24 protein-coding genes and 1 tRNA gene are annotated in these 25,717 nt (G+C 41.7%); 13 read left to right on the top strand and 12 right to left on the bottom strand.

Annotated features, from left to right (window positions below; all coding sequences use genetic code 11):
- Positions 1 to 17 precede the first annotated feature (17 nt).
- Entirely contained in the window at positions 18 to 617 is a 600-nt protein-coding gene (locus LKX84_RS16560) for a nitroreductase family protein (RefSeq protein WP_228238608.1), read from the bottom strand.
- A 115-nt stretch (positions 618 to 732) separates the two neighbouring features.
- Here LKX84_RS16560 and LKX84_RS16565 point away from each other — a divergent pair, with 115 nt between their 5' ends.
- Entirely contained in the window at positions 733 to 1,083 is a 351-nt protein-coding gene (locus LKX84_RS16565) for a winged helix-turn-helix transcriptional regulator (protein ID WP_228238609.1), read from the top strand.
- Between the two features lie 62 nt (positions 1,084 to 1,145).
- Here the strand turns inward: LKX84_RS16565 and LKX84_RS16570 are convergent, their stop codons facing one another.
- From LKX84_RS16570 to LKX84_RS16595, 6 genes are all read right to left on the bottom strand, one after another.
- A complete protein-coding gene (locus tag LKX84_RS16570; RefSeq protein WP_228238614.1) occupies positions 1,146 to 2,912 on the bottom strand; it encodes an alkaline phosphatase in 1,767 nt (588 codons plus the stop codon).
- Position 2,913: 1 nt separating this feature from the next.
- A complete protein-coding gene (locus LKX84_RS16575) occupies positions 2,914 to 3,888 on the bottom strand; it encodes an alkaline phosphatase (RefSeq protein WP_228238747.1) in 975 nt (324 codons plus the stop codon).
- Between the two features lie 234 nt (positions 3,889 to 4,122).
- Complete coding sequence (locus LKX84_RS16580) at positions 4,123 to 5,865, bottom strand: RagB/SusD family nutrient uptake outer membrane protein (RefSeq protein ID WP_228238616.1); 1,743 nt, start codon at positions 5,863 to 5,865, stop codon at positions 4,123 to 4,125.
- Between the two features lie 19 nt (positions 5,866 to 5,884).
- Positions 5,885 to 9,082 (bottom strand): SusC/RagA family TonB-linked outer membrane protein, encoded by a 3,198-nt coding sequence (locus tag LKX84_RS16585; RefSeq protein WP_228238618.1) that lies wholly within the window; start codon positions 9,080 to 9,082, stop codon positions 5,885 to 5,887.
- Positions 9,083 to 9,281: 199 nt separating this feature from the next.
- On the bottom strand, positions 9,282 to 10,211 hold the full coding sequence (locus LKX84_RS16590) for a FecR family protein (protein ID WP_228238620.1): 930 nt from the start codon (positions 10,209 to 10,211) through the stop codon (positions 9,282 to 9,284).
- A gap of 149 nt (positions 10,212 to 10,360) precedes the next feature.
- Positions 10,361 to 10,939, bottom strand: coding sequence for an RNA polymerase sigma-70 factor (locus tag LKX84_RS16595; RefSeq protein WP_228238622.1), 579 nt, complete (start codon positions 10,937 to 10,939; stop codon positions 10,361 to 10,363).
- A 312-nt stretch (positions 10,940 to 11,251) separates the two neighbouring features.
- Here LKX84_RS16595 and LKX84_RS16600 point away from each other — a divergent pair, with 312 nt between their 5' ends.
- From LKX84_RS16600 to LKX84_RS16625, 6 genes are read left to right on the top strand one after another with little or no spacing between them, the layout of a single operon-like run.
- Entirely contained in the window at positions 11,252 to 11,683 is a 432-nt protein-coding gene (locus LKX84_RS16600) for a DUF2147 domain-containing protein (protein ID WP_228238624.1), read from the top strand.
- Entirely contained in the window at positions 11,644 to 13,017 is a 1,374-nt protein-coding gene (locus LKX84_RS16605) for a TolC family protein (RefSeq protein ID WP_228238626.1), read from the top strand. Before LKX84_RS16600 ends, LKX84_RS16605 begins: the two co-directional genes overlap by 40 nt.
- Positions 13,001 to 14,101 (top strand): efflux RND transporter periplasmic adaptor subunit, encoded by a 1,101-nt coding sequence (locus LKX84_RS16610; RefSeq protein ID WP_228238628.1) that lies wholly within the window; start codon positions 13,001 to 13,003, stop codon positions 14,099 to 14,101. Before LKX84_RS16605 ends, LKX84_RS16610 begins: the two co-directional genes overlap by 17 nt.
- Entirely contained in the window at positions 14,032 to 15,345 is a 1,314-nt protein-coding gene (locus LKX84_RS16615) for an ABC transporter permease (RefSeq protein WP_228238630.1), read from the top strand. Before LKX84_RS16610 ends, LKX84_RS16615 begins: the two co-directional genes overlap by 70 nt.
- Before the next feature lie 4 nt (positions 15,346 to 15,349).
- A complete protein-coding gene (locus tag LKX84_RS16620) occupies positions 15,350 to 16,030 on the top strand; it encodes an ABC transporter ATP-binding protein (RefSeq protein ID WP_228238749.1) in 681 nt (226 codons plus the stop codon).
- A gap of 5 nt (positions 16,031 to 16,035) precedes the next feature.
- Positions 16,036 to 16,917 (top strand): DUF6268 family outer membrane beta-barrel protein, encoded by an 882-nt coding sequence (locus tag LKX84_RS16625; RefSeq protein ID WP_228238631.1) that lies wholly within the window; start codon positions 16,036 to 16,038, stop codon positions 16,915 to 16,917.
- Positions 16,918 to 17,099: 182 nt separating this feature from the next.
- On the opposite strand, the gene LKX84_RS16630 is transcribed toward LKX84_RS16625, so the two are convergent.
- The 4 genes from LKX84_RS16630 to LKX84_RS16645 form a co-directional block, all read right to left on the bottom strand.
- Entirely contained in the window at positions 17,100 to 17,861 is a 762-nt protein-coding gene (locus LKX84_RS16630; RefSeq protein WP_228238633.1) for a hypothetical protein, read from the bottom strand.
- A gap of 3 nt (positions 17,862 to 17,864) precedes the next feature.
- Positions 17,865 to 18,308, bottom strand: coding sequence for a DUF6515 family protein (locus tag LKX84_RS16635; protein WP_228238635.1), 444 nt, complete (start codon positions 18,306 to 18,308; stop codon positions 17,865 to 17,867).
- Positions 18,309 to 18,449: 141 nt separating this feature from the next.
- Positions 18,450 to 19,214, bottom strand: coding sequence for a LytR/AlgR family response regulator transcription factor (locus tag LKX84_RS16640; RefSeq protein ID WP_228238637.1), 765 nt, complete (start codon positions 19,212 to 19,214; stop codon positions 18,450 to 18,452).
- A gap of 5 nt (positions 19,215 to 19,219) precedes the next feature.
- Positions 19,220 to 20,230 (bottom strand): sensor histidine kinase, encoded by a 1,011-nt coding sequence (locus LKX84_RS16645; RefSeq protein ID WP_228238639.1) that lies wholly within the window; start codon positions 20,228 to 20,230, stop codon positions 19,220 to 19,222.
- Between the two features lie 267 nt (positions 20,231 to 20,497).
- Between LKX84_RS16645 and LKX84_RS16650 the strand changes: the two genes are divergently transcribed.
- From LKX84_RS16650 to LKX84_RS16675, 6 genes are all read left to right on the top strand, one after another.
- The gene (locus LKX84_RS16650; protein ID WP_228238641.1) at positions 20,498 to 21,142 is read left to right on the top strand and encodes a porin family protein; all 645 of its coding nucleotides are present in this window, start codon (positions 20,498 to 20,500) and stop codon (positions 21,140 to 21,142) included.
- Between the two features lie 101 nt (positions 21,143 to 21,243).
- Positions 21,244 to 21,327: transfer RNA gene (locus tag LKX84_RS16655), tRNA-Leu, on the top strand.
- Positions 21,328 to 21,495: 168 nt separating this feature from the next.
- Positions 21,496 to 22,395 carry a MerR family transcriptional regulator gene (locus LKX84_RS16660; RefSeq protein WP_228238750.1) on the top strand — a complete coding sequence of 300 codons (900 nt, stop codon included), beginning with the start codon at positions 21,496 to 21,498 and terminating at the stop codon, positions 22,393 to 22,395.
- Positions 22,396 to 22,397: 2 nt separating this feature from the next.
- Complete coding sequence (locus tag LKX84_RS16665; RefSeq protein ID WP_228238650.1) at positions 22,398 to 23,858, top strand: phytoene desaturase family protein; 1,461 nt, start codon at positions 22,398 to 22,400, stop codon at positions 23,856 to 23,858.
- The gene (locus tag LKX84_RS16670) at positions 23,855 to 24,697 is read left to right on the top strand and encodes a phytoene/squalene synthase family protein (RefSeq protein ID WP_228238654.1); all 843 of its coding nucleotides are present in this window, start codon (positions 23,855 to 23,857) and stop codon (positions 24,695 to 24,697) included. The genes LKX84_RS16665 and LKX84_RS16670 overlap by 4 nt, the downstream gene beginning before the upstream one ends.
- On the top strand, positions 24,694 to 25,143 hold the full coding sequence (locus LKX84_RS16675) for a sterol desaturase family protein (RefSeq protein WP_228238655.1): 450 nt from the start codon (positions 24,694 to 24,696) through the stop codon (positions 25,141 to 25,143). Before LKX84_RS16670 ends, LKX84_RS16675 begins: the two co-directional genes overlap by 4 nt.
- Before the next feature lie 2 nt (positions 25,144 to 25,145).
- Here the strand turns inward: LKX84_RS16675 and LKX84_RS16680 are convergent, their stop codons facing one another.
- Positions 25,146 to 25,712, bottom strand: coding sequence for a TlpA family protein disulfide reductase (locus LKX84_RS16680; RefSeq protein WP_228238656.1), 567 nt, complete (start codon positions 25,710 to 25,712; stop codon positions 25,146 to 25,148).
- Positions 25,713 to 25,717: the final 5 nt, after the last annotated feature.

Below are 25,717 nucleotides of genomic sequence, written 5' to 3' on the forward strand. Positions count from 1 at the left end.
AATTTTGATTAAGAGGTTTAGATGGAATGCACCACTGTTTCCAGATCCAATCTGGATTTTTGTTTTAGGGCTGGTTGATTGGCATCTTCCGAATCACGATACCCAATGGCAACAGCAAACAAAGAAGTATATCCATCCAGTTGTAAAACGGAATCGTACCCTTCCTTTTCAATGCCTTCCATGGGAGTGGAATCGATACCCATTGAAGCGCAGGCCCCCAAAAAGAAACCAAGGGACAAATACACTTGATGGGACAACCAAGATTTGACCACTTCTTCGTCAAGCGGTTTCAGGAATTGTTTAAAATACCCCACGCTTCCTGGTTGTAGGTGTTTTTCAATTTGTTCCTCAAACTTGTCGAGGTCGTTGATCACTGTAAAAACAACCAAATGACTGGTATCCTTCACTTTTTGATCATTAAAAAAGGACTGTTTGGCGAGTTCCTCTTTCATTTTATCATCCGAAACAAAAATGAAACGCCATGGTTGACTATTGATAGAAGAAGGACTCAACCGAAGAATTTCCTTTAAATCTTGAATTTTATATTCGGGAATTTTTTTGGTAGGGTCGTATTTTTTTGTGGTATATCGCTGTTCTGCCAGTTGTAAAAAATCCATTGGTTTTATAATTTCGATTAAACTATACTTTTTATAGTTACAAACGTATGTATAGTTTTATATCTTTGCAATAACGGTCAAAATGTATAGCAGGTATTTTTAAACTTTTCATTCCATGTATTCTGTCGACGACAAACATTATCCTTGCAGTACCAGCCTCACAATGAAGTATATAGGAGGCAAATGGAAATCGGTAATCCTGATTCATCTTGCCAAGGAAAAAAAGAGATATAATGAACTCCGCAAGGAAATACCCACCATTACAGAGCGTACTTTGAGTCTTCAACTAAAGGAATTGGAGTCCGACGGATTGGTTTGCAGAAAAGTGTACACCAGTAAGCCACCCCTTAAGGTGGAATATGAACTCACTACTTTTGGCAAGACGTTGATTCCCGTCCTGGTTGCCATTTCCGATTGGGGCAAGGAAGCTTCAAAAGCGCAGAAAAAAATTAAGGTGGAACTTTAACCAAAGTTTGATTTCAACTAAAAAAAGAAGGTGCACCCACCAAAGGTAAGCGCACCTATCCGTTACTTCAGTTGCAAAGCGGTCAATATTTTAGTAAAGACTTCGGTATTTTCATAAACGCCGTTGAAATCTTCTGCATGTGGACCATACGCAAACAAGGGCACCATAATTCCGGTATGGTCAATCGTTAAAAAATCACCGTGGATTGTCCCATCCTGCAAACTTCCTCCAACGATTCCGAAACCGGATGTTTCATGATCGGCGGTAATGACCACCAACGTATTCTCATTGGCATCAGCAAAACGAATGGCCGCCGCAATGGCTTGGTCAAAATCCAACATTTCCTGCACAATGTCGCTGGTACTGTTCGAATGTCCTCCGTTGTCAATTTGAGCTCCTTCCACCATCAAAAAGAATGGCTCCTGTTTATCACCTAGAACTTCTAAAGATTTTTTGACTGCCTCAGGCAACGTAGCTCCCCTGCCCTTCTCCATGGAAGGTACTTTGTTCTCCCCCAAATAAACTGCAGTTTGCCTGGAGAAATCTGAAAAACCCTCCAACGTTTGGTTCTGGAATACCTTGGAAATAGTTCCTTCCTGGTTTTGTCCCCCGGCCATGAAAAAATTCAAGTTGCTCTTGGTCAAATCGGCCACAAGACCTTCTGTATCGTCACGCTCCACCCGATGAGCAAAAAAAGAGGAAGGGGTTGCCCCGTAAATGGCATCCGTAGAAACAATCCCAGTATTGAAACCTTTTTTATGAACCACGTCAACCAGATTGGTCAAGACCTCACCTTTCGGCCCCACTCCAATAGCTCGGTTGTTTGTCTTGTTCCCAGTGGCCATGGCAGTTGCCCCAGCGGCAGAATCGGTGATCAAATCATCAAACGATGACGTTTTTACCAACCCGATGTTCTTTAAACCGGCAATCGTAAGTTTACCACGATTGGCAATCATGGCCGAGGTTATTTGGGCCAGTCCATTTCCGTCCCCGATCATTAAAATGACATTCTTTGGTTTCGATTTGGCATCATAACCAAATTTTGGTTCATAAACAGCGATCTCGTTTTTAAGTTGAAAGGTATTGGTATCCAATTTGTCCAGATACTGAACGGCCAATGCAGGTTCGTCCGTGTTGATAAAATCTACGCCCATTTTGGCCAATCGGGTCCAAGCCGTCTTGGTATCAGGTGTGGCCCAAAAGCGAAAGGGTTTGCCTGATTTCTTGGCTTTTGCAATAGCATTCTGTACAACTTCAAAATCGGGTGCGGTCATTCTTCCATAGCCGTTCCAAACCGAAAAATCCTTAAAGCTGACACTTACCAATCCTACCTTGGATAAATCAATCTGGTCCAATTCATCCAAATTTTGATGATCGAACCAAATAAAATCAGGATACTTTTTATAGTCCTCAAGTTTAGGCCTGTTCCCGGAAACCACAAATTTGACTTTGGACAATGTTGGGTAATTTTTCAATACCCCAACCAATTCCTTCATAGTGGAATACGCTTCGGATTTTATATCGATGAGTAATTGTATTTCCCTTAAATCCCCAGATTTTTTCAATCCTTGCAATTTGTCCAAGTAAAGGGTTTCCAAAGTTTTCCCTTCTTTGATTTCATTTTCGGCATGGGTTACATACAGCTTGCCATTTTTCAGGAATACATCGGCCTCAATGGATGCGGCACCATTGCTGTAGGCAAACCAAAATGGCAGTTCCTGTTCATAATCGTTGTGGGAATGTACTTTGTACGTTTCTTGCGCCAACAGATTTTGATGCGCGCTTAATAACCAAAGTACCAATGCTACTACTCCAATAATTTTTTTCATCCTATTTTTTGTTCTGATTTATAGCCTGAAAAAGCTTGTGATAAATTTCGTTGTTCTCATAGATTCCCTGAAAGTATTCAGCGCCTTTCCCTTCGGCAAAAACCGGTATCAACTCGCCACTATGCTGATTTGAATTAAAATACACCGCTACCTTATCGTTCACTTCCTTTTTATTGCCGGCTTCATCCACTTCATAGTATTTTCCAATGCTAACGCCACCGGTTTCATGATCGGCCGTGACCACCAACAAGGTATTGGGATGTTCTTTCACATAATCCAGTACCGTTCCCAAGGTTTTATCAAAATCTAGGACTTCGGCAACCATCATTTCGGCATCTTCCGCATGACCTCCCCAGTCAATATACGAACCTTCCACCATTAAAAAGAAAGGCCTTTTCTTCTGATCAAAATAATCCAAGGCCATTTTAGTGGCATCCTTTAGAAAATCGCCTCTGCCCTCCGTTTTTGAAGGAATGCCATCCTCGGCCAATACATAGGCATTGGGTCGATCCACAACCGGATTGGAAAGTTGAACAGTATCTAAATAATAATTCTCCTCCACTAAAGATTGAAAGAGGTCTTTCCCATCAGCTCGTTGGTTGAAGAATTTTTTTCCACCTCCTGCAAAGAAATCCACCTTTGCCGTTACCAATTGCGCAGCAATTTCCTCATGCATATCGCGATCGGTCACATGGGCATAAAAGCTGGCCGGCGTAGCGTGGGTAATGGAAGTCAAACTAATCAAACCGGTTTGATAGCCTTCTTTTTGAAGTTGCTCCAAAATGGTTTCTTGCGGAATACTATCCACAGAAACACCAATGGCCCTTTTGTAGGTTTTTTGTCCTGTTGAAAAAGCTGTTGCCCCTGCGGCAGAATCGGTAATCTTGGAACTTTTGTCCGAGGTCTTGTGTAAACCGATATGGGTAAACCTAGAAAAATTGGGGGGGGTTCCTCTCCAAAGTAATAGGCCGAGGATACCTGGGGAACGCCCATACCATCCCCAATCATCAAGATGATACTAAGTGGTTCTTCTTGATTCGTTTCAACTTGCCCATCCTTCTTTGTGGAACATCCGAATGCTACAAACGCTACAATAAAAGCCAAAATTTTAGGGTATGAAATCTTCATTATTTTCATTCAATACATTGTTTAAAAAAGCAAGCGGCAAGAGGAATCCCAACTTGCCGCATGTGCTAAAAAATACACTTGGTTAATACCCTTCGTTCTGTTCCAGATAACCTGGCACATTTGATGCTCCATCGATGGCATCCTGTGGAATAGGAAACAATCTGTGGTGAACATCCGTATCTGTTTTTTCGGTCCAAGCATCCTCATAATGACCGAATCGGATCTGGTCTGTTCTCCTGAAACCTTCCCAGTACAATTCAAAACCACGCTCACGGAAAAGAATGTCCAAATCTATACCTGGCAATGCTTCTGGGGTTTGGTCTGGACGTGCAGTTCTCGCGGTCCTAACAGTGTTCATGTCCACCAAGGCTCCGGCACTGTCTCCATTTCTGAGTTTTGCTTCGGCACGCATCAAATAAATTTCGGCCAAACGCATCAACACCAGATCCACACTGCTATAGTTGTTACCATTGGGCGAAGTATGGCTAAACTGGTATTTGGATACCCTGTAGCCATTACGGTGCAACCTTCCCTCGTTGGTGAAATCAACCTGCAACACGTGGTTCACATAATCCACATTTTTATCAGGGCCATTTCCTTTGGTTTGGATAACCGGATAGATTCGGTACCCACCATCACAGGTATAAAAGTTACCGCTTTCATCTTTTCTTGGTCCCCAAATAACACCACGAATGATTCCCCTATTGATCTCGAAATCCTCTGCAGAGATACAATAGTAATGGTCTTCATCATTTTCAGGAGTAACACCGGTCAAATCCTGCAATTCTGCCGGGATAATTTGGTTTTCCATGAAGAACCTGGCATCGGCTGCTGGATCTTCGGTTCCATAGGCATCTACCCAAGTTTGGTAGAAATCGGAAGTAATGGCCGGACCATCGGTACCGTCAGCACTTGGAAACTCTGGTCTTGGAAACCAAGAACCTGCCAAGGACCAATAAGCCCATCGGCTGTGCTCATTGTTCATTACCCCGCGTTGATCCGCTGCAAAAATGATTTCAGAATTGTCATTGTTATCATCGTTGAACAGATCAAAATATTCTGGGGACAATGCAAAGGCCCCTGAATTGATGATGTTATCGGTATACCCGATTACTTTGTCCATGTCCGCATTGGTGAAATTGGGTGTACCATATGGATCACGATATACGGCCGCATTCAGGTTCAATCTTGCCAAAAAGCCCCAAACAGCCGCTTGGGTAATCCTACCAGGGCCTCTGCTCGAATTAATTACGTCCACCACTGACAAGAATTCGCTTTCAATATAATCAATAGCATCTTGTCCCCTTAGAATTTCGGAAAGATCATCAGAATTTTCCTTTTTAAAGGCCAATCCCCAGCTATCCAGCACCAACATGTTCATATAGGCACGTAGGGCAATCATTTCGTAAAGGGCTCCTTCCGCCTCGGTATCGCCTGCTTCTGCAAGTGGTTTCAATACTTCAATGGCAGAAAGTGCACGTGAAATATTTTTGGTCACCTCATTCCAAGAACTACCAACCAAATCATTTCCGGTTGAAATGGTATGGGCATGCGTTTCCAAAAATTTACCACCGTCATACCAATCCGTTCCTCCACGATATGGCAAAATGGCCTCATCGGCAGCGATCAATTGCAAACCGTAATAATTAGTATGTCTCCAAGTCCAAGCCACTTGCCCATAAGCTGGGGCAATGGCACCACTGATCAGTTCTGCTTGTCCGCTTCCTTCCAGGGATTCGTCCAAAACTTCTTCCTCCAAATCGGTACAGCTCAAGTTTGAGAATAAGGAAATCCCCAATAATGCTATTATTATCTTGTTCTTCATTTTTGAAGTGTTTTTTTGATTAGAATGATACATTTAAGCCAAATACCACGGTTCTAGCCTTCGGATAATTGAAGTAATCGATCCCGAAGGTCTGGATGCCATCAATAGTCAAGTTCGAGTTGATCTCAGGATCAAAACCGGTATAATCGGTGATTACAAAAAGGTTCTGACCTGTTACGGAAAGACGAATATTGTTCACCAAGCCATCCAAACCGATTAGGGCCGGTCTTAGACTGTAACCCAAGGTGGCATTGTTCAGGCGCAAGAAATCCCCATCCTCCAAATAACGGGTAGAAACCGCATTGGAATTGGTTATGTCTTCGTTAGGAAACTCCGATGCGATCGACGTGGTATTGAAGTTTGAAGCCAACAATCCTTTTTTAAACAAGGACATTGCGGTATGGTTGTATACTTTGTTACCAGAAACTCCGTTAAAGTTCAATCCTAGGTCAAAATCCTTGTACTTGAAGTTCAGGTAGAATGCATACACCAAAGGTGGAAGGGCGCTGCCCACCACTTTTCTGTCTTCAGATAAGATGCTCAAACCGTCATCTCCGATACCCAAGAATTCTTGCATATAGAAGGAACCGATTGGCTCGCCATTGATGTTTCCGTTGATGGTGGCATCGGTCTGTCCTGCTCCTTGGGCCGCTCCAGTGGTCAAAACTTTGTAGGGCGAATTGGCCACTTCATTTTGCGTATACGCTAAATTACCTCCAATGTTATAGGAGAAATCCTTGCTGTAATCACTGTGGTAATCCAAGGCGAATTCAATACCGTTGTTCTTGATTTCCATATCAGGGATGTTGGTCCAGTACTTATCGGTTGGCTGAATAGGATCGGCAGGGGTTACCTCCAACAAAATATTCTTGGACACTTTCTGGAAATAATCCAGGGTTCCTGAAAGACGATTGTTGAACAAACCGAAATCCAAGCCGATGTCGACTTGTTGGGAAACTTCCCATTGGATATCAGGATTGGCCAAACGGGTAAAAATGGTTCCATAAGGATAATCTTCCAACGAGTCTTCATCTCCATTGATTGGATAGGAATCGTTGCCATCCTTACTATCGGTATAGCTCAATTTGGTGATCTTGGATGGAATTTCCTGGTTACCGGTCTTACCCCAGCTGGCCCTTAATTTCAAATTATTGATAGCCGTGTTGGAGCTTAAAAAATCCTCGTTCATAATATTCCAACCCAATGCCACAGATGGGAAATATCCATACTTGTTGTTGCCCCCAAATTTTGAGGATCCATCGGCACGCATAGTAGCGGTCAACAGATATTTATTATCGTAAGCATAGTTTACCCTTCCAAAGAAAGACTGCAATTCATTTTCGGTGGCATAGGTATACATATACGTTTGGGTACTTTCGCCACTGATCTGATCTTGATACTTTGGTTCTATACCATTGTCTGCAAAACCTTCCAATTCAAAACTCTTTTGATGCACAAAAGTTTTTTGGTAGGTGTGACCCGCCAAAACGGTAAAGTTGTGCTTATCAGTTGAATAATTGTAGGTAAGGGTATTTTCTACCAAGCTGTTCTTGTTGGTGGTATAAATGGAGTTCAACGATCCATTGATATAGCCCTCCAACAAAGAGTATGGGATGTATTGGATATCCCTTTCCGTTGTGGAATAATCAACACCCAAATTCAATTTGTAGGTCAACCCGTCTATAATTTCAATGGATGGGGACACGTTGGCCAAAATCCTATGGTTTAGGGCCTCATCACTGAAAATCTTTTCTCGGGTCAATGGGTTCAATGCATTGTCCAGCATGGCGGGTTGCCCATTAACATACAATGGAAGAGTTGGATTCATTTGAAGCATATCCCCAACAATGGCTCTTGAATCTGCTCTTAGGTTTTCGGTCCTACTGGCCGTCATGTTAAATTCTACCTTGAAACGGTCGTTCAATGCTTTTTGTACCAAATTCAATCGGCCTGAATACCTTTTAAGGTCGTTTGCCCTTAAAATACCTTCTTGATCATTTACGCCCAATGAAGCGTGATAGGAGAATTTTTCAGCCCCCCCACCCATGGACAAGTTTATATTTTTAGAGAAACCGGTTCGGCTCAAGGCATCTTGCCAATCGGTATTGGCTCCGCCATCATCCAAATTGCCGCCAGCGGCCACTACTTGTTGACGGAACTCATTGGCACTGAATACATCAACTTTATTGGCCAAAGTTGAAAAGCCGGTAGATACACTCAAATCCATTTGGGTACGTCCTGCTTTTCCTTTTTTGGTGGTGATCACAATAACCCCATTTGCGGCCCTGGCTCCGTAAATAGCTGCTGCAGAGGCATCTTTCAACACATCGATGCTTTGGATATCCTGTGGGTTGATAAAGTTCAATGGGTTAGTAGGCACTCCAGTACCTGTATTGTCCAAAGCAAAACCATCGATTACATATAACGGAGTGGTACCGGAACGCAAGCTTCCCACCCCACGGATGATAACATCCTGGGCGGCACCTGGCTCACCACTTACGTTGGAAATATTGACACCCGCAACTTTACCTTGTAAAAGCTGCCCGGGGTTCATCACGATTCCTTTATTGAAATCCTCACTTTCCACAGAGGCAATGGAACCGGTAACGTCGGTTTTTCTTTGGGTGCCGTAACCAACTACCACTACATCTTCCAATTGGGTGGCATCGGCCAACAATTGCACATCAATATTGGTTCTACCATCCACGGCAATTTCTTTTGGACTATACCCCAGATACGAGAATTGCAGTATTGAGTTACTTTCCACATCTATGGAATACCTTCCATCAAAATCAGTAATGGTACCATTTCCTGACCCCTTTTCCTGTACGGATGCGCCCGCCAGTGGAATTCCGTTTTCATCAGTAACGGTTCCCGAAACGGTAATAAAAACGACTTCCACAATCCTTTGGGGAGCCTTGGGTTTTACATCTATGGAAATGGTGTGGTTGATCCTTCTAAAGGTAAGATCGGCATCTTTGGCCATCAGTTCCAATATAGACTTAAGGGACACTTTGTTGTAGACAATGTCGTACGTTTTGTGCAAACGTTCCACCTTGCGATCATACACAAATTTGAAGTCTGTTTGTTCCTCTATCTGTTTCAAGACCTCAACTACCGTGGCATCGTTAACGGATAGGTCCACCCTGTAGTTCTCCAGTTTTTGTCCCCTTACATTGGCCGCCAACACCGGATTTAACAGTGCCAAGATGATCATGAAGCAAAATGTACGGAATGTCAACTTGATAAATTGTTTAATAGTTAGTGAATTCATAATTTCACATAATGTTTAAATGGTTATAAGTATTTGTAATCATTGAATTTTCGACAGCCTGTTTCCGCTCGCCAAAGTGTTGCAGGCTGTTTTTTATTTGGTTGTATTCATATCATAGGCGTATTTGTTAAGTTAGGTTGATTTAGTCAGTGCATTTTCCTTTGATCAGGATCTTCTGATCCTCCAAAAATTCATATTGTAATCCTTTCTTGGCAAACACGATACTTTCCAGCACTGTAGTAAGCAATTCGTTGTTATAGCTTGCGCTGATATGGCAATTGCCAGCGTTTTTGTTTTCAAGTACGAAGGTGACACCATACCATTTTTCCAAGGTTTCCAAGGCCTTTGCGAGGGGTACATCCTCAAAATGGATGATACCGTTCTTCCAATGGAGTGCGGCAGCAATATCCACTCTTTCCTTGGTCATGGTTTTGGTTTTTTTATGGAACACGCCTTGCTCGTTGGGCTCCAAGATGATTTCATTTTCTTGGGATGCTACTTTTACCTTTCCAGTAGAAACGGTGACTGCGATTTGGTCATCATCAGGATAGGTGTCCACATTGAAAGATGTCCCTAAAACCGTGGTCTGCACTTCCCCGGACTGGATTACAAAGGGTATTTTCGGGTTTTTGGCCACATCAAAAAAGGCTTCCCCTATCAATTCTACTTGACGCAGGTTACCTTCAAATCGACTTGGATATTTTAGGGTACTCCCTGAATTCAACCTTACTTGGGTACCATCGGCTAGGGTAATGTTCAATTTTTGCCCCCACTCTGTCGTCTTAACAATCTCAACCAGAGGCTCAACTACCGGCTCAACTTTCATTTTAGAGTAGAAGAAATATCCCAAACCCATCAAAAGGGCCAAAGAAGCCGCAGCTTTGGTCCATCTCAATATCGATTTATTCCTTTTGGGTTGGGTTATTCCATCGGAAAGCTGTTTTGCCATACGTTTCCGTTGATCATCATTTGCGAAGGTGTTCTTACTATTTCTTAAAAATAGACCACCATCGAACTGCTCCAGAAGGGATTCTTCCTGTTCGGTAATCGTACCATTTAAGTACTTTTCCATCAATCCCTTAATTTCATTTTCAGTCATTTTGTGCTCTTTTCATATATAAGTACCAAAGACACACAATTACGCACATTAAAAAAATGAGTTTTAATGTTTACTTAATATTAAGGGATTCTTATTAACCTTTAGGTAAAAATAGAAATATGTTAAAAAAACAGTGATTTCACCAAAGTGAGTTCTTGGCGAAGTCTGCGAAGGGCAAAGGAGATTTGATTTTCAACAGAGCGCTGGGAAATATTCAACCTCTCTGCAATTTCCTTGTTGTTGACTTGGTTGATGCGACTCATGATAAAAACTTCTTGACACCTTTTCGGCAGGCTGGAGATGGTGTCATCAATACGTTTGGACAAATCAACCAAATCAGCTTCCATTTCCACTTCGGAGTTTATGCAAACGGAATGTGCAACCTCTATCTGTATTTTGTTGAATTTGGTATCCCGAAGCGCATTGTAGCACTTGTAACGAATGGCCTTGAAGAGATAGGATTTTATGTTCTGAACCTCTATTGTTTCCCTTCGTTGCCAATAGTCGATCCAAACTTCCTGAACCAAATCCTTGGCCATGGAATTGTTCATGACCAGCGATGATGCATAAAGGTACATGGGCTCCCAAAGCATCCCAAATAAGGAGTTGAATGCATTCCTATTGGATTGATTGATCATTTTGGCTAACTTTTCTGGAGTGGCCTTATTGTTGAAGCACTTATCATCGAATACAAATTTCATAAAAATAAGATAGGCCAGAGATTATGATTTTGTAAACTTTACTCGGGTTTTGTGTAACCGAACTAAAATAACAAAATAAACTTGTATTTCAAACTTTCATCCTAACACCCTCAATCACAGTTATTTCAAAGAAAAAATATTGGATTGAAGCTTTATTTTATGGGATCTTCAACCTTTTTATACGAATCAAAAAATACTTGAATCCCCCTAACGCCCCTTTCAGTTCCCATAATGTACCCTTTACCCAATTCAAAGTGTGTTTAGGATAGCACAATGGTCAATTTTGACCAGGAACCTATCTAAAAAACATTCATGAAATCAATAGTGTTGATAGCATTTTTCTTTCTGACTATGTCGATGTCCTACGGGCAAACCCAGGATACGGACATCACGGGAACATGGTTGAACGACAAGAAAGATGCCCATGTGGAAATTTATCAAAAAGAAGGCAAATTTTACGGGAAGATTGTTTGGTTACAAGAACCCAATACTACCAATGGGGAACCTAAAACCGATAAGAACAACCCAAAGAAATCTCTAAGGAACCGCAAAATCTTGGGCATCGATATTATTTCGGATCTCTACTTCAATGGTCACATCTGGGAAGATGGCACTGTATATCTGCCCAAAAAAGGGCAAGAGGCCAATTGTAGTATAAAAATATCCGATGACCAAAAGGAGTTGACTTTGCACATCACCAAATTATGGTTCTCTACGGACATCACCTGGACACGATTGAAATGAGGAAGGCCCGTTTCATAATTGTATTTGTATTCTTATTTCAGGCTTCCCGATTGGTTGCACAAAAAAGTTCGGACACCATTGTTTTGGCCCAAGTTTCCGAAGCTATTGCATATGCCAAAAAGCACAATATCGACAAGGAAATACAAAGCCTTCAAAACGATAGGTCCAAATCGGAATACCGACTTTCCAAAAGCTATTTACTCCCTAATATTTCCGGAAATTTCAACGCCCAAAACAACCTGAAATTGGCCACTACGCCCATCCCAGGCGAACTTGTGGGACAACCAGGGACGTTGGTAAATGTTCAATTTGGGCAGGACTATAACTACAATGCAGGGGTGACCGTCACACAAACGGTGCTAGATTGGCAGAATAGCATGAAATCAAGGACTGCAAAGGTAGGCACCCAGATTACCCAAGTGCAATCCGAGCTTTTTGATGAACGGCTTACCGAGCAGATTGCACTTTACTATTACACCTCGCTTATTGCCCAAAAGGCACTGGACATTTCCACAAAAGATCTTGCATTGGCAGATAGTATCCTGATTTTGACCCAAGAAAAATTTCAAAATGGATTGGTGGATAAATCGATATGGAACCAAGCTTCCATCAACCTGAACAATATCCAGCAGAACCTCCTTTCCAATAGGATCCTATGGGAACAATCCTTGAACCAATTGAAAAATTTGCTCGGTATTCCAACAGGGGTGGCCCTTGAATTACATGAAGCCCAATCATCTTTTGAACATGCTTTTTCAGCAACCAATGAATTGTCCATGGACAAAAACATTCACCTGTTAGCGCTTCAATCAGAGCAGGCACGGTTGGACATAAAACAACAAAGGGCCCTTTATTATCCGAAACTGACCTTGAACGCCTATTTCGGACAACAACAGTTTCAAAACGATTTTACATTCTCATTGGATGGCAATGCATGGTCCGATTACAGTTATGTGGGCTTAAATGTTTCGGTTCCCATTTTCACAGGGTTCGCCAATCATCAAAAAATCAAAATAGCCAAAATAGAAAAGCGCATTGTGGATAAATCATTGGAGCAAGAAAAAAGGGAGTCCATTTTGAGGGACGACCTTTTATTGAAGGAACATTCGATAAATCTTGACGCTTTGACCTCTGCCCACAACAATTACCTGCTCTACGAGGACAATGTGAGCCTGGCCCATCAAAAATTACAACAGGGAATCATCAGCCTGGAAACATATTTCAAGGTTTTTGAAGATTACCTAAAATCAGAAAACAACTATTTAAATGCGCTTTCCAACCTATACAGTAGCTATTCAACCATCCTTTCCAGAAAAAATGACAACAATTTATAGAACCTTTACCTGTATCATCTTGCTGCTCCTTTCAAGTTGTAACCGTGGGGATACCACTACCCCCATTAAAAGGGATATTATTGACGTGGTGTTTGCCAGTGGATATTTGGCCAAATCCAATGAGTATACTGTTACGGCCAATACGGAAGGGTTTCTTCGCCATAGTTTGGTAAAGGAAGGAGATGAGATACACATTGGAGACGATCTTTTTCAATTATCAAACGGAGTTCAATCCAGTCAGTTGGAAAATGCGTTGGTGAACTATCAGGATGCCATGGCAAAGGCAAAACCAAGTTCCCCACAGATCACACAATTGCGACTTCAAATTGAACAAGCGGAAACACAATTTGAATTGGACCAAAAAAACTTGGAACGGTACAACCAACTGATCAAAACCAATGCCGTATCCCAATTGGATTATGACAAGGCCAAGGTACAGTTTGAAAACTCCAAGGCCCAGGTAGAAATCCTTAAAAAATCATTGTCTGACCTTCAACAATCATTGTTGATAAATTTGGCCAATGCGAAGAGCCAGTTACGCATCCAACAGGAAAACAATGACGATTACTTCATTAAATCACAATTGAATGGCATTGTACTGAATGTTTACAAAGAGCAGGGAGAATTGGTAAAAAGAGGAGAAAGTATCGCAAAAATTGGTGGAGGTGGATATATCCTTAAATTATTTGTTGCCGAGGAAGATATTTCGAGGGTTACATTGGGTCAGCGGGCAAAAGTTTCCCTAAACACGGAAAAAGACATCACTTTTAACGCCTTGATTACCAAAATCTACCCTGCTTTTGACGAAAAAGAACAATCCTTTGTGGTGGAAGCCACTTTTACAGAAACACCGTCTTCCGTTTATGCGGGCACCCAGTTACAGGCCAATATTGTAATAGCCGACATCAAAAATGCATTGGTCATACCTGCCCAATATGTGATGAAGGAGCATATGGTCATCTTGGACAAGGACAAAAAGGAAGTACCCATCAAACTTGGGATAAAAACGAGTGAATGGGTCCAGGTACTGGAAGGTTTGGACGAATCGACACGGATCATCAATCCAAAAAAGGAAAAGGAATGATCGTGAACAAGACCAATTACAAGATTGCCAACGCACATTTGACTTCTAGGTTGAAACAAACCTTGGTGGCCATTTTGAGTGTGACCTTTGGTATTTCCATGTATATTTTCATGAACAGTTTCATGACCGGTGTCAATGATACCCAAACCGGACTTGCGTTCAGTACCTTGGCCCACATCCGAATCTACAATGATATTCCCCAAGACAATACCAATCTTTTTGCTGATCATATTGATGAAAACATATTGGTCAACATAAGAAATCCCAAAGTCATCCAATACACCGAAGGCATCAAGAACTCTGAAAAAATATTGAACCTTTTGGATTCCGTTCCCGAGATCAGTGGCATTACCCCACAATTGAACATCAATGTATTTTTTAGAAATGGTGCCACGAAAGTCAATGGAATGTTGTCCGGTATCGATGTGGTCAATGAAGACCAACTTTTTGGAACCGCACAATATGTTGTTGAAGGTGATTGGATGGACCTGAACAGAAGGAGCGACGGTATTCTTTTGGGCAGTGGATTGGCCAAAAAATTGAGTCTGCACCTCAACGACAATGTAGTACTGACCACAGAAGATGGCATTACCAAAAATTACAAGGTCATCGGCATTGTAGAGACCACTCTAGCTAGTGTGGATAACTCTCGTGCCTACATTAGGATCGGGTTTGCAAGGCAATTGATATCCAAGAACATGGGATATGTCACCGATATCCAAGTGAATGTAAAGGATTATGACAGAGCCGTTTCGATTGCACAGAGAATTGGCAAAATAACACCTTACAAAGTGGAGCCCTGGCAAGAGGCGAACGGACAGTTGGAGGCTGCAAACAAACTACGGAACATCATTGCGGTGGCCGTTTCCCTCACCATTTTAATCGTTGCCGGTTTTGGGATCTACAACATCATGAACATGACGGTAAACGAGAAGATCCGTGAGATTGCCATCCTTAAGGCCATGGGGTTCGACGGGAAGGATATCATTCAGATCTTCTTGACCCAATCGGTGATCATTGGTATTTTGGGAGGAGTGGTAGGAATTATTTTGGGGTACTTGGTTTCCGTATTGGTAAACCATATTCCATTCAAAATTGCTTCGTTGGAAACCTTGCCGATAACGTACAGGACCAAAGATTATATCATGGCATTTGTATTTGGATTGATCACCACCTTCATTGCCGGGTACCTTCCGGCCAAAAAAGCCTCCCAAGTAGACCCTGTTGAAATCATTAGAGGATAATATCATGGAAAATCTAGCCCTATCGGTAAAAAACCTGAACAAATATTTCCATGAACCCCAAACGTTCCATGTATTAAAGGACATTTCCTTCGATATAAAAAAAGGGGAGTTTTTGGCCCTGACCGGGAAATCCGGCTCCGGAAAATCGACCCTATTGTACATCCTTTCCACCATGGACACCACTTATGAAGGTTCCCTGACTATCAACGGATTAACCTTGACAGGAAAGGCACAGAACGAGCTGGCAGCTTTTAGGAACGAGCACATTGGTTTTGTATTCCAATTCCATTATTTACTTCCTGAATTTTCGGCATTGGACAACGTAATGCTCCCTGCATTGAAATTGGAAAAAAAATCATCGGAAGAAATAGAGGAAAGTGCCATGGGCAATCTAAAACTTTTGGGGTTGGAAGACCAGGCCCTCAAGCCTGCCAATAAACTTTCAGGAGGGCAACAACAGCGTGTAGCCATTGCCAGGGCACTCATCAATGAACCTACTATTATCATGGGTGATGAACCTACTGGAAACCTAGATTCGAAGAATACGCAGATTGTTTTCGACATTTTCAGGGAATTGGCCAAAGAAAGGGGCCAGACCATTATCGCAGTAACGCATGATGATGATTTTGCCGCCAATTGCGACCGAACATTAGAATTGATGGACGGTAAATTGATCCACCAGTAAACCACATGAACAGAAACATTACCAAAAGCCTCATTGTTATCTCCCTTTCCTTGTTAGGTTTTAAAGGAACAGGACAGGAGAAATCACCCATTTATGTAAAATATGGCCTATCTACTTTAAAAGATGTGGATTCCGGGCATATTTCGCATTTGGAAGGTCAGTTGGTTTTCCCGATTCTTAAAGAAAAAGGGGTTGGATTGGCCACAGGAATAGCGCCTCAAGCCTTGTTGCTTGAAAATCTTCCCATGGAAATCGGAACTAGATTATTTGAACTAGGAATACCCATAGTAGCCAAATTAAAAGGGAATGGACGAAATGAATATTTCCTTGCTGGTAAAATTTCCCTGAACAGCGACCTGGAAAACATTACAATACGCGATATAATCTTCGGTATGGGAGTTGGGATGCAAAGAAAATTCTCCGATGACCTGACCTTGGGAATTGGGTTGGGATATGCCCATCAGTTCTTTGGAAATCAATTGATCCCCCTTTTGGATTTTGATTATCGGATAACTCATAAGCTTTCCATTTATGGCCGATTTCCCATGCAGGGAACCTTGGCATATTCATCAAGTATAAAAAGCACTTTGGGACTGGAGTGGAACCTTAATGCTTCCAGCTATGGAATTGGGAAGGAAACGGATGAGGGCTCTTTTGTGCGCGTTCGAAATTTGAACGGCGGCCTTTTTTATTCGTACCAACTTCTTGAACATTGGAAAGTAAAAATTACCGGGGGAATGGGTGCGCAAAAATTTGAATCGTTCCAAAATAAACAAACTGGAACGTGGACGATCATTACCATTCCGTTATCCGACCGTGAAGAACCCCTTGAAACCTATACCAACCGCGCCATGCAATTCCAAATTGGTCTGTTGTATGCTTTTTAGCAAAGAGAAGCATTATCAAAAATAGTTTCGTTTGTTTGTTAGTTGAGATGTTTGCCCTGGGAACTTGGAGTCCCGGGGCATTTGCTTTTTGGCCAATCCAGTTTCCTTGGATATTGCTCAAACAAAAACCCGGATGCCGAACAAACGGCACCCAGGTTTTAAGCAAACTTAGAGAATCGAAATTAATCTTCAGAAATACTCATGTTATCCAAATCAACATAGAAAATTTCCCCGCTATCGAAGGTTACTTTTGCTTGATCTTCATTCAGAAATTCCACGGTCCCTTCATAGGTATACGTTACATTGGAATAACTGTAGGCCTGCTCTAAAGTAAAGTTGGCAGCACCTGCAAATATTTTGTTGGATTCCTTGGAGACCAAAACCCCATCAATATCACTATCAAAAGTAAAACGGTAGGTTTCGCCATTAAAATTGGATTCCCACTCACCTTCCCGCTGATAACTCCCGACATAGATTTCATCTGAACTGGTTTCTTCCAAACCTGAAATATCAAAAGTTAAATCAATATCGTGGTCATAATCAAACCTTAGGGATTTTAATTGTTGGGTAGCTTTAAGATCATAATCCACTGAAACTTCGGGACCACAAGACCAAATGTATTCCTCTTGATAGTTGTACTCATAACTGATGTATCCTGTAATAGTCTCATCATAATGGGTATCGTTATCTTGATATAACACTCCACATTCATTGTTTTCCTGAATTTCATTACTGGCCCAATTCATATTGGCTACCATACCATAGGTACTGTAAGCCAGCGAAACCGCAACTGCCTCCTCAGCATCTTCATAAGCATAATATCTGGTGATGACGATGATCTCATCGTCGTCATCACAGCTTTGCATAAAAGCTGCCAAAAGCAAGAAAGTGGACCATAGCAGCAGGAGCAATATTCTTTTAATCATAATTTTCCTTGTTTCCATGTTTTATGATTTTGTGTATCCTACAACTTCGTATTTCACCAAATTCTCTACCAACACCTTTTTATAGATTACATCACCGAACTCATAATATTCGCGATCATCTATTATGGTCATATGTGCACCATCTGGAAGATTGGGCACTATGGTTCCGACTGGTGGCAGTACAACTTTATAGGAATCAGACTGCTCTATCCTCACATAAAAAACCCCATTGGCATAGTAGTAGGGATTACCAGCATAGTACACAGGTGCATAGTAACGGGGAAGTGCAACCGGCGCAACCACAACGGGCCTGGCCACTGGATAAACATACGGTCTTACAACAGGTCTATGGACCACAGTAACCGCTGGCCTTCGCACCACTACCTGTGCACTCAATTCAGGCACAAAGGCCAAAAACAAAATAGGTATCACCCACAATTTGGATGCTTGCATGATTCTTTTCATAATGCTACTTTTTTAAGATTCTACAGCAATAATACCTATGCTTTAGGTATGGATCTGACACAAATGATGGCAAGTGGACAAATCCATTGTTGAAGTAACATTTTAGGTTCCCGAAGCAATCTGGAACCTTTTAGTAAAGGGTCAACGCTCCTTTAACCACCCCATGAATACAGGGCTTCTCTTTTTACTGACCAATAAGGTTGATGGAGTTTCCACGAGCATATTCACCTTCATTTTTCTGGCATCATTGGCTTCCGCAGAGGCCATTGCACTATATGAAATGATATATTGCCTGTTGGCCCTGAAAAACATTTTGGGATCCAAGAGCTGTTCCAATTGTTCCAGGGTATAAGAAAGGACATAGCTTTTATGGGAAAGGGTATACAATTTGGTGATGCCGTTCTCGGTATAAAAAAAAGCAATATCCACAACTAAGATGGGTATCATCTTATCCTGAAAAGAAATCAAAAAACTGCTCCTGTAGGTTTGCAATTGATGATGAACCTTCTGTAAAAGCTCTTGAAAGTATGGGTTGTTCCTGATAAAATGGTCATTTAACTGATGGTACCTTTTAAGGCTTTCCGAGAGCTTGCCTTCATTGATCGGTTTCAACAAATAGTCAATTCCATTGGTCTCAAAAGCCCGAATGGCATATTCATCATATGCGGTACAAAAAATAACGGGACAACTTACACCTACCCTTTTCAACAGTTCAAAACTGAGTCCATCCGCCAATTGGATATCGCTCAAGATCAAATCAGGTTGTGCATTTTTACCAAACCAAACCAATCCTTCCGAAATGCTATCCACAATGCCCAAAACCTTCAAACCTGGATCTAAGGATTGAATGGTTTCCTCCAGATCTTTGGCCGTGGCCGGCTCATCTTCAATAATCAAAATATGCATGAAGTCTAAATTAAAATGGGCAACAAAACCTTGAACCGCTTATTGTCCTCCTTGATCAATATTTCCTTTTGCGCCAATAACCAATACTGCTCTTCCATACTACCCAAACCAAAACCGTGCGATGTCTCCAACGATACTTTGGGCTGGATTTGGTTACTGACCACGATCATTTGGTTTTCAATGCCAATTTCTATATCCAAGGGTTGGGTTTTGGACACCACATTGTGCTTAACCGCATTCTCCAAAAGCAATTGCAATGTCAATGGAGGTATTCTGGTCTGGATGTAGGGTTCGGTGATATTCACCGTAACCCTGATATTCTGTTTGAACCTGACCTTCAACAAAAAAATATAGGCATCTATAAAATCGAGTTCTTCCTTTAAACTTACCGTTTGGTGTTCCCTGTGCTGCAACAGATACCGATATACTTCCGCCAACCGTATCACAAAGTTCACCGCTCCAGGACTATCCCTTTTGATGACAGAAATAAGGGAGTTGAGCGAATTGAACAAAAAATGGGGGCTCATCTGTTCCTTTAATGAAGACAGGTTGGCTTCCAACTGTTTTTGCTTCAACTGTTCAATAACAAGGGCACTCCTTTGCTTTTCCTTTAAAACATCCAAATAATTGACCACAAAGGAAATTAAGGCACCAAGCATCAGTCCCCGAAAAAGAATGAGTAAGGTATAGCGCATACCCCCCGGGTCCATGATGGGCCTGATGGAAACCCCGACCACGGCCGTGAACAAGAAATTCAACAGAAAAGCCAGGATAATAGTGATGCTGGTACAAAAAACAAAGTACAGGGTTCTTTCTTTGGAAAAATTGAATCGGTTACTTTCCAGAACCTGATGACAAATAAACCAGCATAATAGTGTGATGATCAAATTATAGCTGATGGACCTGGCGAACAAATTCACTTCATCCGTAGAAAAATGGAGCAGTATGGGCAACGATCCAACTACCGATAAAATCACCGAAAACGGGATTCCTATGCTCCAATTCACCTTTTTCATCGGGCAAAAGTAGTGGGCTAAACCCATGATCGATCAAACTTTCAATTCCAGGCAGTAGATTATTGAGGTGAAGCATCCTAATTTCAGGTTGAAGTGCAATTGGACCATCAAAAGCAATGCTCAATTAATTTTATTGGGCGATTTCCCCTAAACGCCCCTTTTGGTTTCTTTAACCAACAATTCAGCCGCTTCAATTTCTTTTCAAATGCCAATAGTATTCTCCTACTCTACTTTTACCAAGGTTTATTGATTTAATACTTTCAAAAAATGAAAAAAATTTGGTTTTTGGCCGCTTTGGCTTTCACTTTTACAGGATTACATGCACAGCAACAATCAGGTTATTACCCCATTTACAGCATTCATGACCCCCATTTTGGACTCACTTTCGGTCCACAAGCAACAAGCTTCTACAGCGATCCGTACGATTCTGAATTTCAATTCGGTTTTTTTATCGGAGGCTCCTTTAGTTTGCCCTTGGGCAAAAGAATTGGCTTGGAACCGCAAATCCTGTACACAAGAAAAGGCGGAAAAGGCGATTTCTATATCAACAACTTTTACGACGGTACAATTCGGTTTAAATTACATTATATTGAAACCCCACTTTTGGTCAACATACACACCAAAAGTGTTGTGGATATTGTTTTAGGAGGATATGCCGGCTTTTTATTGGATAGCAATTTTGATTATGGCACTCCTTACTACATAGGCTATGGGGAACTGGACAATGACCAATTTGAAAAAATAGATCTAGGTCTGGTTGCCGGCATCGGAATTAATCTGCCCCATGGGAAAATCTTGTTCAAATACAATCACGGATTGACCGATGTGGCCAAGGAAGGCAATGCCTATCTTTTTTTGGAAGGCGCCAAAAACCATGGATTTTCCTTCTCTTACATAGGGTATTTACGCTAATGGTAAAAACCGGATTTCTATCTTTTCCATTGTTGCAAAACAATTATATTTGCAATCCGAAAGTTAAGTGCTTTGCTTAACTTTTTTTGTTTTCTACATTGGCCCACGTGGTGAAATTGGTAGACACGCCATCTTGAGGGGGTGGTGTTCGTAAGGACGTGCTGGTTCGAATCCAGTCGTGGGCACAAAACCGCAAATTATTGCGGTTTTTTTTGTTTTCATTCTTTTCCATTCCTTCCTAAACAAAATCCAATCAAAATTTCAGGTTTTATATCCTCTCCCTAAATTTTAAGACAAAAAAATAGGTTGGCATCGTTTAAATTGTAAATTTGTTTAACGTTTATGATGAAAAGATGAACAACGTAAAGAAATCTTTCAGCATTAGGGATTTGGAAAATTTGTCGGGAATCAAGGCCCACACCATTCGAATTTGGGAAAAACGATATAACCTTTTCAGCCCAGAAAGAACAGATACCAACATCCGCACCTACAATTTGGTGAGCTTGCAAAAGTTGTTGAACGTGACCATGCTGTACAACAACGGCTATAAAATTTCTAAAATAGCCAAGCTGGACGAAGTCAAGATTCCTACCCTTGTAAGGGAAATAGTGGCCCAAAACAGTGAAAAGAGCCATGCGCTGAATTCACTCAAACTATCCATGCTCAATTTTGATCAGGCACTTTTTTTGAAGACCTACAACAGCCTACTTCAAGATCGCACATTTACCCAAATCTTCAAGGAGGTTTTTATTCCTTTTTTGAATGAATTGGGACTCTTATGGCAGACACACACCATAAGTCCTGCCCATGAACATTTTGTTTCCAACTTGATCAAACAGAAAATCTACATCCATACAGAACAGGTACAGCTGAACGAACCTACACAAAAAGATCAGGTTTTTGTATTGTTCCTTCCTGAAAACGAAATTCATGAAATTGGCTTGTTGTACATCAATTATGAACTGGCCAACAAAGGGTACAAAACCATATATCTTGGCCAGACCATGCCTGTAGAAAGTTTGGTGGATCTACTTAAATATTACAGTAACATCCGGTTCATTTCTTATTTCACCGTATCCCCGGCTGCCAACGATCTTGAGGATTATTTTAATAGTTTTCAGGAGGTTCTTGATATGTCCCCTGGTTCTAAATTGTATGTATTGGGTCATCAAATACAGCAGGTTTCTGATAAAAAATTACCAAGTAGTGTCAAGATATTTAGATCAATCAACGAACTCTTGGAAACCGTTTAAGTATGAAAAAAGCCATCGTTATCGGTTCTGGATTTTCCTCACTGTCTGCCTCTTGTTATTTGGCAAAGGCAGGATTTGAGGTAGAAATCTATGAAAAGAACGATACGGTGGGCGGCAGGGCCAGACAATTGATCAAGGAGGGTTTTACTTTTGACATCGGTCCGAGCTGGTATTGGATGCCCGATATTTTTGACAAATTCTTCAACGACTTTGGAAAAAAAACTTCTGATTACTACCAGTTGGACAAACTGAGCCCGGCCTATAAAATATTTTTTGAGGACGACACGCTGACCATTGGGGATTGCATGGAAGCCATCTGTGAGGAATTTGAACGTATTGAAGCAGGCAGCAGTGAACACCTCAGACGATTTATCGGGCAGGCTCAAGAAAACTATGACATTGCCATCAACAAGGTGGTACTCCGACCCGGACTCTCCCCTTTGGAACTGGTTACAAAGGAAACCGTTCTTCGGGTGGACCAGTTTTTCAAAACCATCAGTCAAGAGGTTCGTAAGCGGTTTAAAAACCCGAAGCTCGTTTCCACATTGGAATTTCCCGTATTGTTTTTGGGTGCCAAACCGAGCAATACCCCATCCTTTTACAATTTCATGAACTTTGCCGATTTTGGCCTGGGCACCTGGCATCCCAAAGGTGGTATGTACGAGATCATCAAAGCCATGAAAAATCTGGCTGAGGAACTTGGGGTAAAAATCCATACCAACAGTCCCGTTACCCATATTTTGGTGTCAGATGGGGAAGTAATCGGTATCCGAAGCAAAGGAAACAATCAATTGGCCGATTATGTGATCAGCGGAGCGGATTACCATCATTCGGAAACGCTTTTGGACCAAAAATACCGTCAATATTCAGAAGAATACTGGGAGAACAAGACGTACGCGCCTTCCTCGCTACTTTTCTATATCGGTTTCAACAAAAAGTTGAAAAACATTGACCACCACAATCTGTTCTTTGATACCGATTTTGAAAAACATGCCCAGGAAATTTACGATGAACCCCAATGGCCGAGCAATCCGTTGTTCTATGCCAATTTTCCTTCGGTAACCGATAGCACCATGGCTCCCCAGGATTGTGAAACCGGTTTTTTCTTGGTCCCCATTGCACCGGGATTGGAGGATACACCTGAATTGAGAAACCAATATTTCGACATAGTGATGGATCGGTTTGAAAGACTGACCCATCAACAAATTAAAAATGCCATTGTTTTTAAGGAGAGTTTCTGTGTAAACGATTTTGTGGAACAGTACAATTCTTACAAGGGCAACGCTTACGGTCTGGCCAATACGTTGCGGCAGACTGCCTTTTTACGACCTAACCTAAAAAGTAGTAAGGTAAAGAACCTGTTCTTTACCGGTCAGCTCACCGTTCCGGGACCAGGAGTGCCACCGTCCCTGATTTCTGGTAAACTGGTGGCCGATCTAATCACCAAAGAAGTAAAAAGATGAAAAGCATTTTCGACGAAGTATCATACCATTGCAGTAAGGTTGTGACCCAATCGTACAGCACTTCCTTTGCCTTGGCCACCAAAATGTTGGCACCTTCCATCCGTGCCGATATTTACAACATTTACGGCTTTGTTCGGTTTGCCGATGAAATTGTGGATACTTTCCACGACTACGACAAGGAACAATTGTTCGTGAACTTTGAAAAGGAAATGGAAGAGGCCCTTGAGAAAAAAATTAGCCTGAACCCCATATTGAATTCTTTTCAACACACCTATCACAAATATGATATTCCCCATCATTTGGTGGCGGCTTTCATGAAGAGTATGCGGATGGACCTCCGCAAGAAGAAATACGAAACCTTTGATGAATATAGGGAGTACATCTACGGTTCTGCGGATGTGGTTGGGTTGATGTGTCTTTGTGTTTTTGTGAACGGCGATAAGGAGAAATATGAAGAATTGAAGGAATCTGCCATGGCTTTGGGGTCGGCCTTTCAAAAAGTGAACTTTTTAAGGGATTTGAAGGCGGATTATGAAGAATTGAACCGTACCTATTTCCCCAACACCAATCTTTTGGAACTGGATGAAGAGTCCAAGAGAAGAATCGTCAATGAGATAAAGGCGGACTTCGCGGTAGGGTATTCAGGTATCATTAAATTACCGGAACAGGCCAAATTTGGAGTTTATACAGCTTACCGTTATTACAAGAAACTGCTCCATAAATTACAGGGCACTCCTCCCCTAGAAATCAAAAATGCCAGGATACGTGTTCCCAATTATCAAAAATTCGGACTTTTGGCCCAATCTTACCTCAATTATAAATTACAATTGGTACAATGAAGGTAGCACTTTGGATACTCATTTTTTTGGCCACATTTGGTTTCATGGAGTTCATGGCCTGGTTTACCCATAAATATGTGATGCACGGTTTTTTATGGAGCCTTCACAAAGATCATCACAAAAAGGACCACAACTCTTGGTTTGAACGCAACGATGCTTTTTTCTTGTTCTACGCCGTGGTGAGCATGACGCTTTTCTTTTTGGGCAATTATACTTCCTTTTGGTATGGTTGGCCTTTGGGATTCGGGATTTTGGCTTACGGTATCGCCTATTTTTTGGTACACGATATCTTCATCCACCAGCGTTTCAAACTATTAAGAAATGCCAATAATTGGTATGCCCGTGGGGTACGTAGGGCCCATAAAATGCACCACAAACATCTGGGCAAGGAAGACGGGGAATGCTTTGGGATGCTCTTGGTTCCTTTTAAATATTTTAAAAAGTAGGGCTACTCTAGTATAAGTTCATCCAAAAGGGACCTTGTACTTTCGGAATTCCAGTTGGCGGCTCCCCTTTCATCCACAACAATTTTCCCTGATTTACTTATGATATAGGTGGCAGGAATGGTGCTACTATCGAATTCTGTAGGTGACTTTGAAGTTTGAAGAAATACAGGTAATTGATATCCCTTTTTCTTAAGAAAGGTCACCACCTTTTCTTTTTCATCGTTGGCAACAAAGGCAAAAACCACCTTGTCCTTATAATCCGCATACAATTCAACAAACTTGGGTAGTTCGGCAACACAGGGAGGACACCAAGTAGCCCAAACATTGACCACGGCCACCTTTCCTTTTGCAGATTGAAAATCTATTTGTTTGCCATCCAGACCCACCAAATTCCAATGATAATCCTCAAGGGTTATCTGCTCGTCATCCTCTACTACATCCGCAGAAAAAACCTCCGCCATTGCCTTACTGACCCATACCCGAACATGGAACCCAACAGGGGTGAACAAGATCAACACAATGATCAAAATCCAAATACCGTTGCCAATCTGTTCCTTGGTAATTTTCATACGGA

The organism is Allomuricauda sp. M10, from assembly GCF_020782875.1.
Classification (GTDB): Bacteria; Bacteroidota; Bacteroidia; order Flavobacteriales; family Flavobacteriaceae; genus Flagellimonas.

Bases quoted from the DNA above. Each gene is read 5' to 3' on its own strand.
- LKX84_RS16560 (WP_228238608.1), bottom strand. From the start codon at position 617: ATGGATTTTTTACAACTGGCAGAACAGCGATATACCACAAAAAAATAC.
- LKX84_RS16565 (WP_228238609.1), top strand. From the start codon at position 733: ATGTATTCTGTCGACGACAAACATTATCCTTGCAGTACCAGCCTCACA.
- LKX84_RS16570 (WP_228238614.1), bottom strand. From the start codon at position 2,912: ATGAAAAAAATTATTGGAGTAGTAGCATTGGTACTTTGGTTATTAAGC.
- LKX84_RS16580 (WP_228238616.1), bottom strand. From the start codon at position 5,865: ATGAAGAACAAGATAATAATAGCATTATTGGGGATTTCCTTATTCTCA.
- LKX84_RS16585 (WP_228238618.1), bottom strand. From the start codon at position 9,082: ATGATCATCTTGGCACTGTTAAATCCGGTGTTGGCGGCCAATGTAAGG.
- LKX84_RS16590 (WP_228238620.1), bottom strand. From the start codon at position 10,211: ATGGAAAAGTACTTAAATGGTACGATTACCGAACAGGAAGAATCCCTT.
- LKX84_RS16595 (WP_228238622.1), bottom strand. From the start codon at position 10,939: ATGAAATTTGTATTCGATGATAAGTGCTTCAACAATAAGGCCACTCCA.
- LKX84_RS16600 (WP_228238624.1), top strand. From the start codon at position 11,252: ATGAAATCAATAGTGTTGATAGCATTTTTCTTTCTGACTATGTCGATG.
- LKX84_RS16605 (WP_228238626.1), top strand. From the start codon at position 11,644: ATGGTTCTCTACGGACATCACCTGGACACGATTGAAATGAGGAAGGCC.
- LKX84_RS16610 (WP_228238628.1), top strand. From the start codon at position 13,001: ATGACAACAATTTATAGAACCTTTACCTGTATCATCTTGCTGCTCCTT.
- LKX84_RS16615 (WP_228238630.1), top strand. From the start codon at position 14,032: ATGGGTCCAGGTACTGGAAGGTTTGGACGAATCGACACGGATCATCAA.
- LKX84_RS16620 (WP_228238749.1), top strand. From the start codon at position 15,350: ATGGAAAATCTAGCCCTATCGGTAAAAAACCTGAACAAATATTTCCAT.
- LKX84_RS16625 (WP_228238631.1), top strand. From the start codon at position 16,036: ATGAACAGAAACATTACCAAAAGCCTCATTGTTATCTCCCTTTCCTTG.
- LKX84_RS16630 (WP_228238633.1), bottom strand. From the start codon at position 17,861: ATGGAAACAAGGAAAATTATGATTAAAAGAATATTGCTCCTGCTGCTA.
- LKX84_RS16635 (WP_228238635.1), bottom strand. From the start codon at position 18,308: ATGAAAAGAATCATGCAAGCATCCAAATTGTGGGTGATACCTATTTTG.
- LKX84_RS16640 (WP_228238637.1), bottom strand. From the start codon at position 19,214: ATGCATATTTTGATTATTGAAGATGAGCCGGCCACGGCCAAAGATCTG.
- LKX84_RS16645 (WP_228238639.1), bottom strand. From the start codon at position 20,230: ATGAAAAAGGTGAATTGGAGCATAGGAATCCCGTTTTCGGTGATTTTA.
- LKX84_RS16650 (WP_228238641.1), top strand. From the start codon at position 20,498: ATGAAAAAAATTTGGTTTTTGGCCGCTTTGGCTTTCACTTTTACAGGA.
- LKX84_RS16660 (WP_228238750.1), top strand. From the start codon at position 21,496: ATGAACAACGTAAAGAAATCTTTCAGCATTAGGGATTTGGAAAATTTG.
- LKX84_RS16665 (WP_228238650.1), top strand. From the start codon at position 22,398: ATGAAAAAAGCCATCGTTATCGGTTCTGGATTTTCCTCACTGTCTGCC.
- LKX84_RS16670 (WP_228238654.1), top strand. From the start codon at position 23,855: ATGAAAAGCATTTTCGACGAAGTATCATACCATTGCAGTAAGGTTGTG.
- LKX84_RS16675 (WP_228238655.1), top strand. From the start codon at position 24,694: ATGAAGGTAGCACTTTGGATACTCATTTTTTTGGCCACATTTGGTTTC.
- LKX84_RS16680 (WP_228238656.1), bottom strand. From the start codon at position 25,712: ATGAAAATTACCAAGGAACAGATTGGCAACGGTATTTGGATTTTGATC.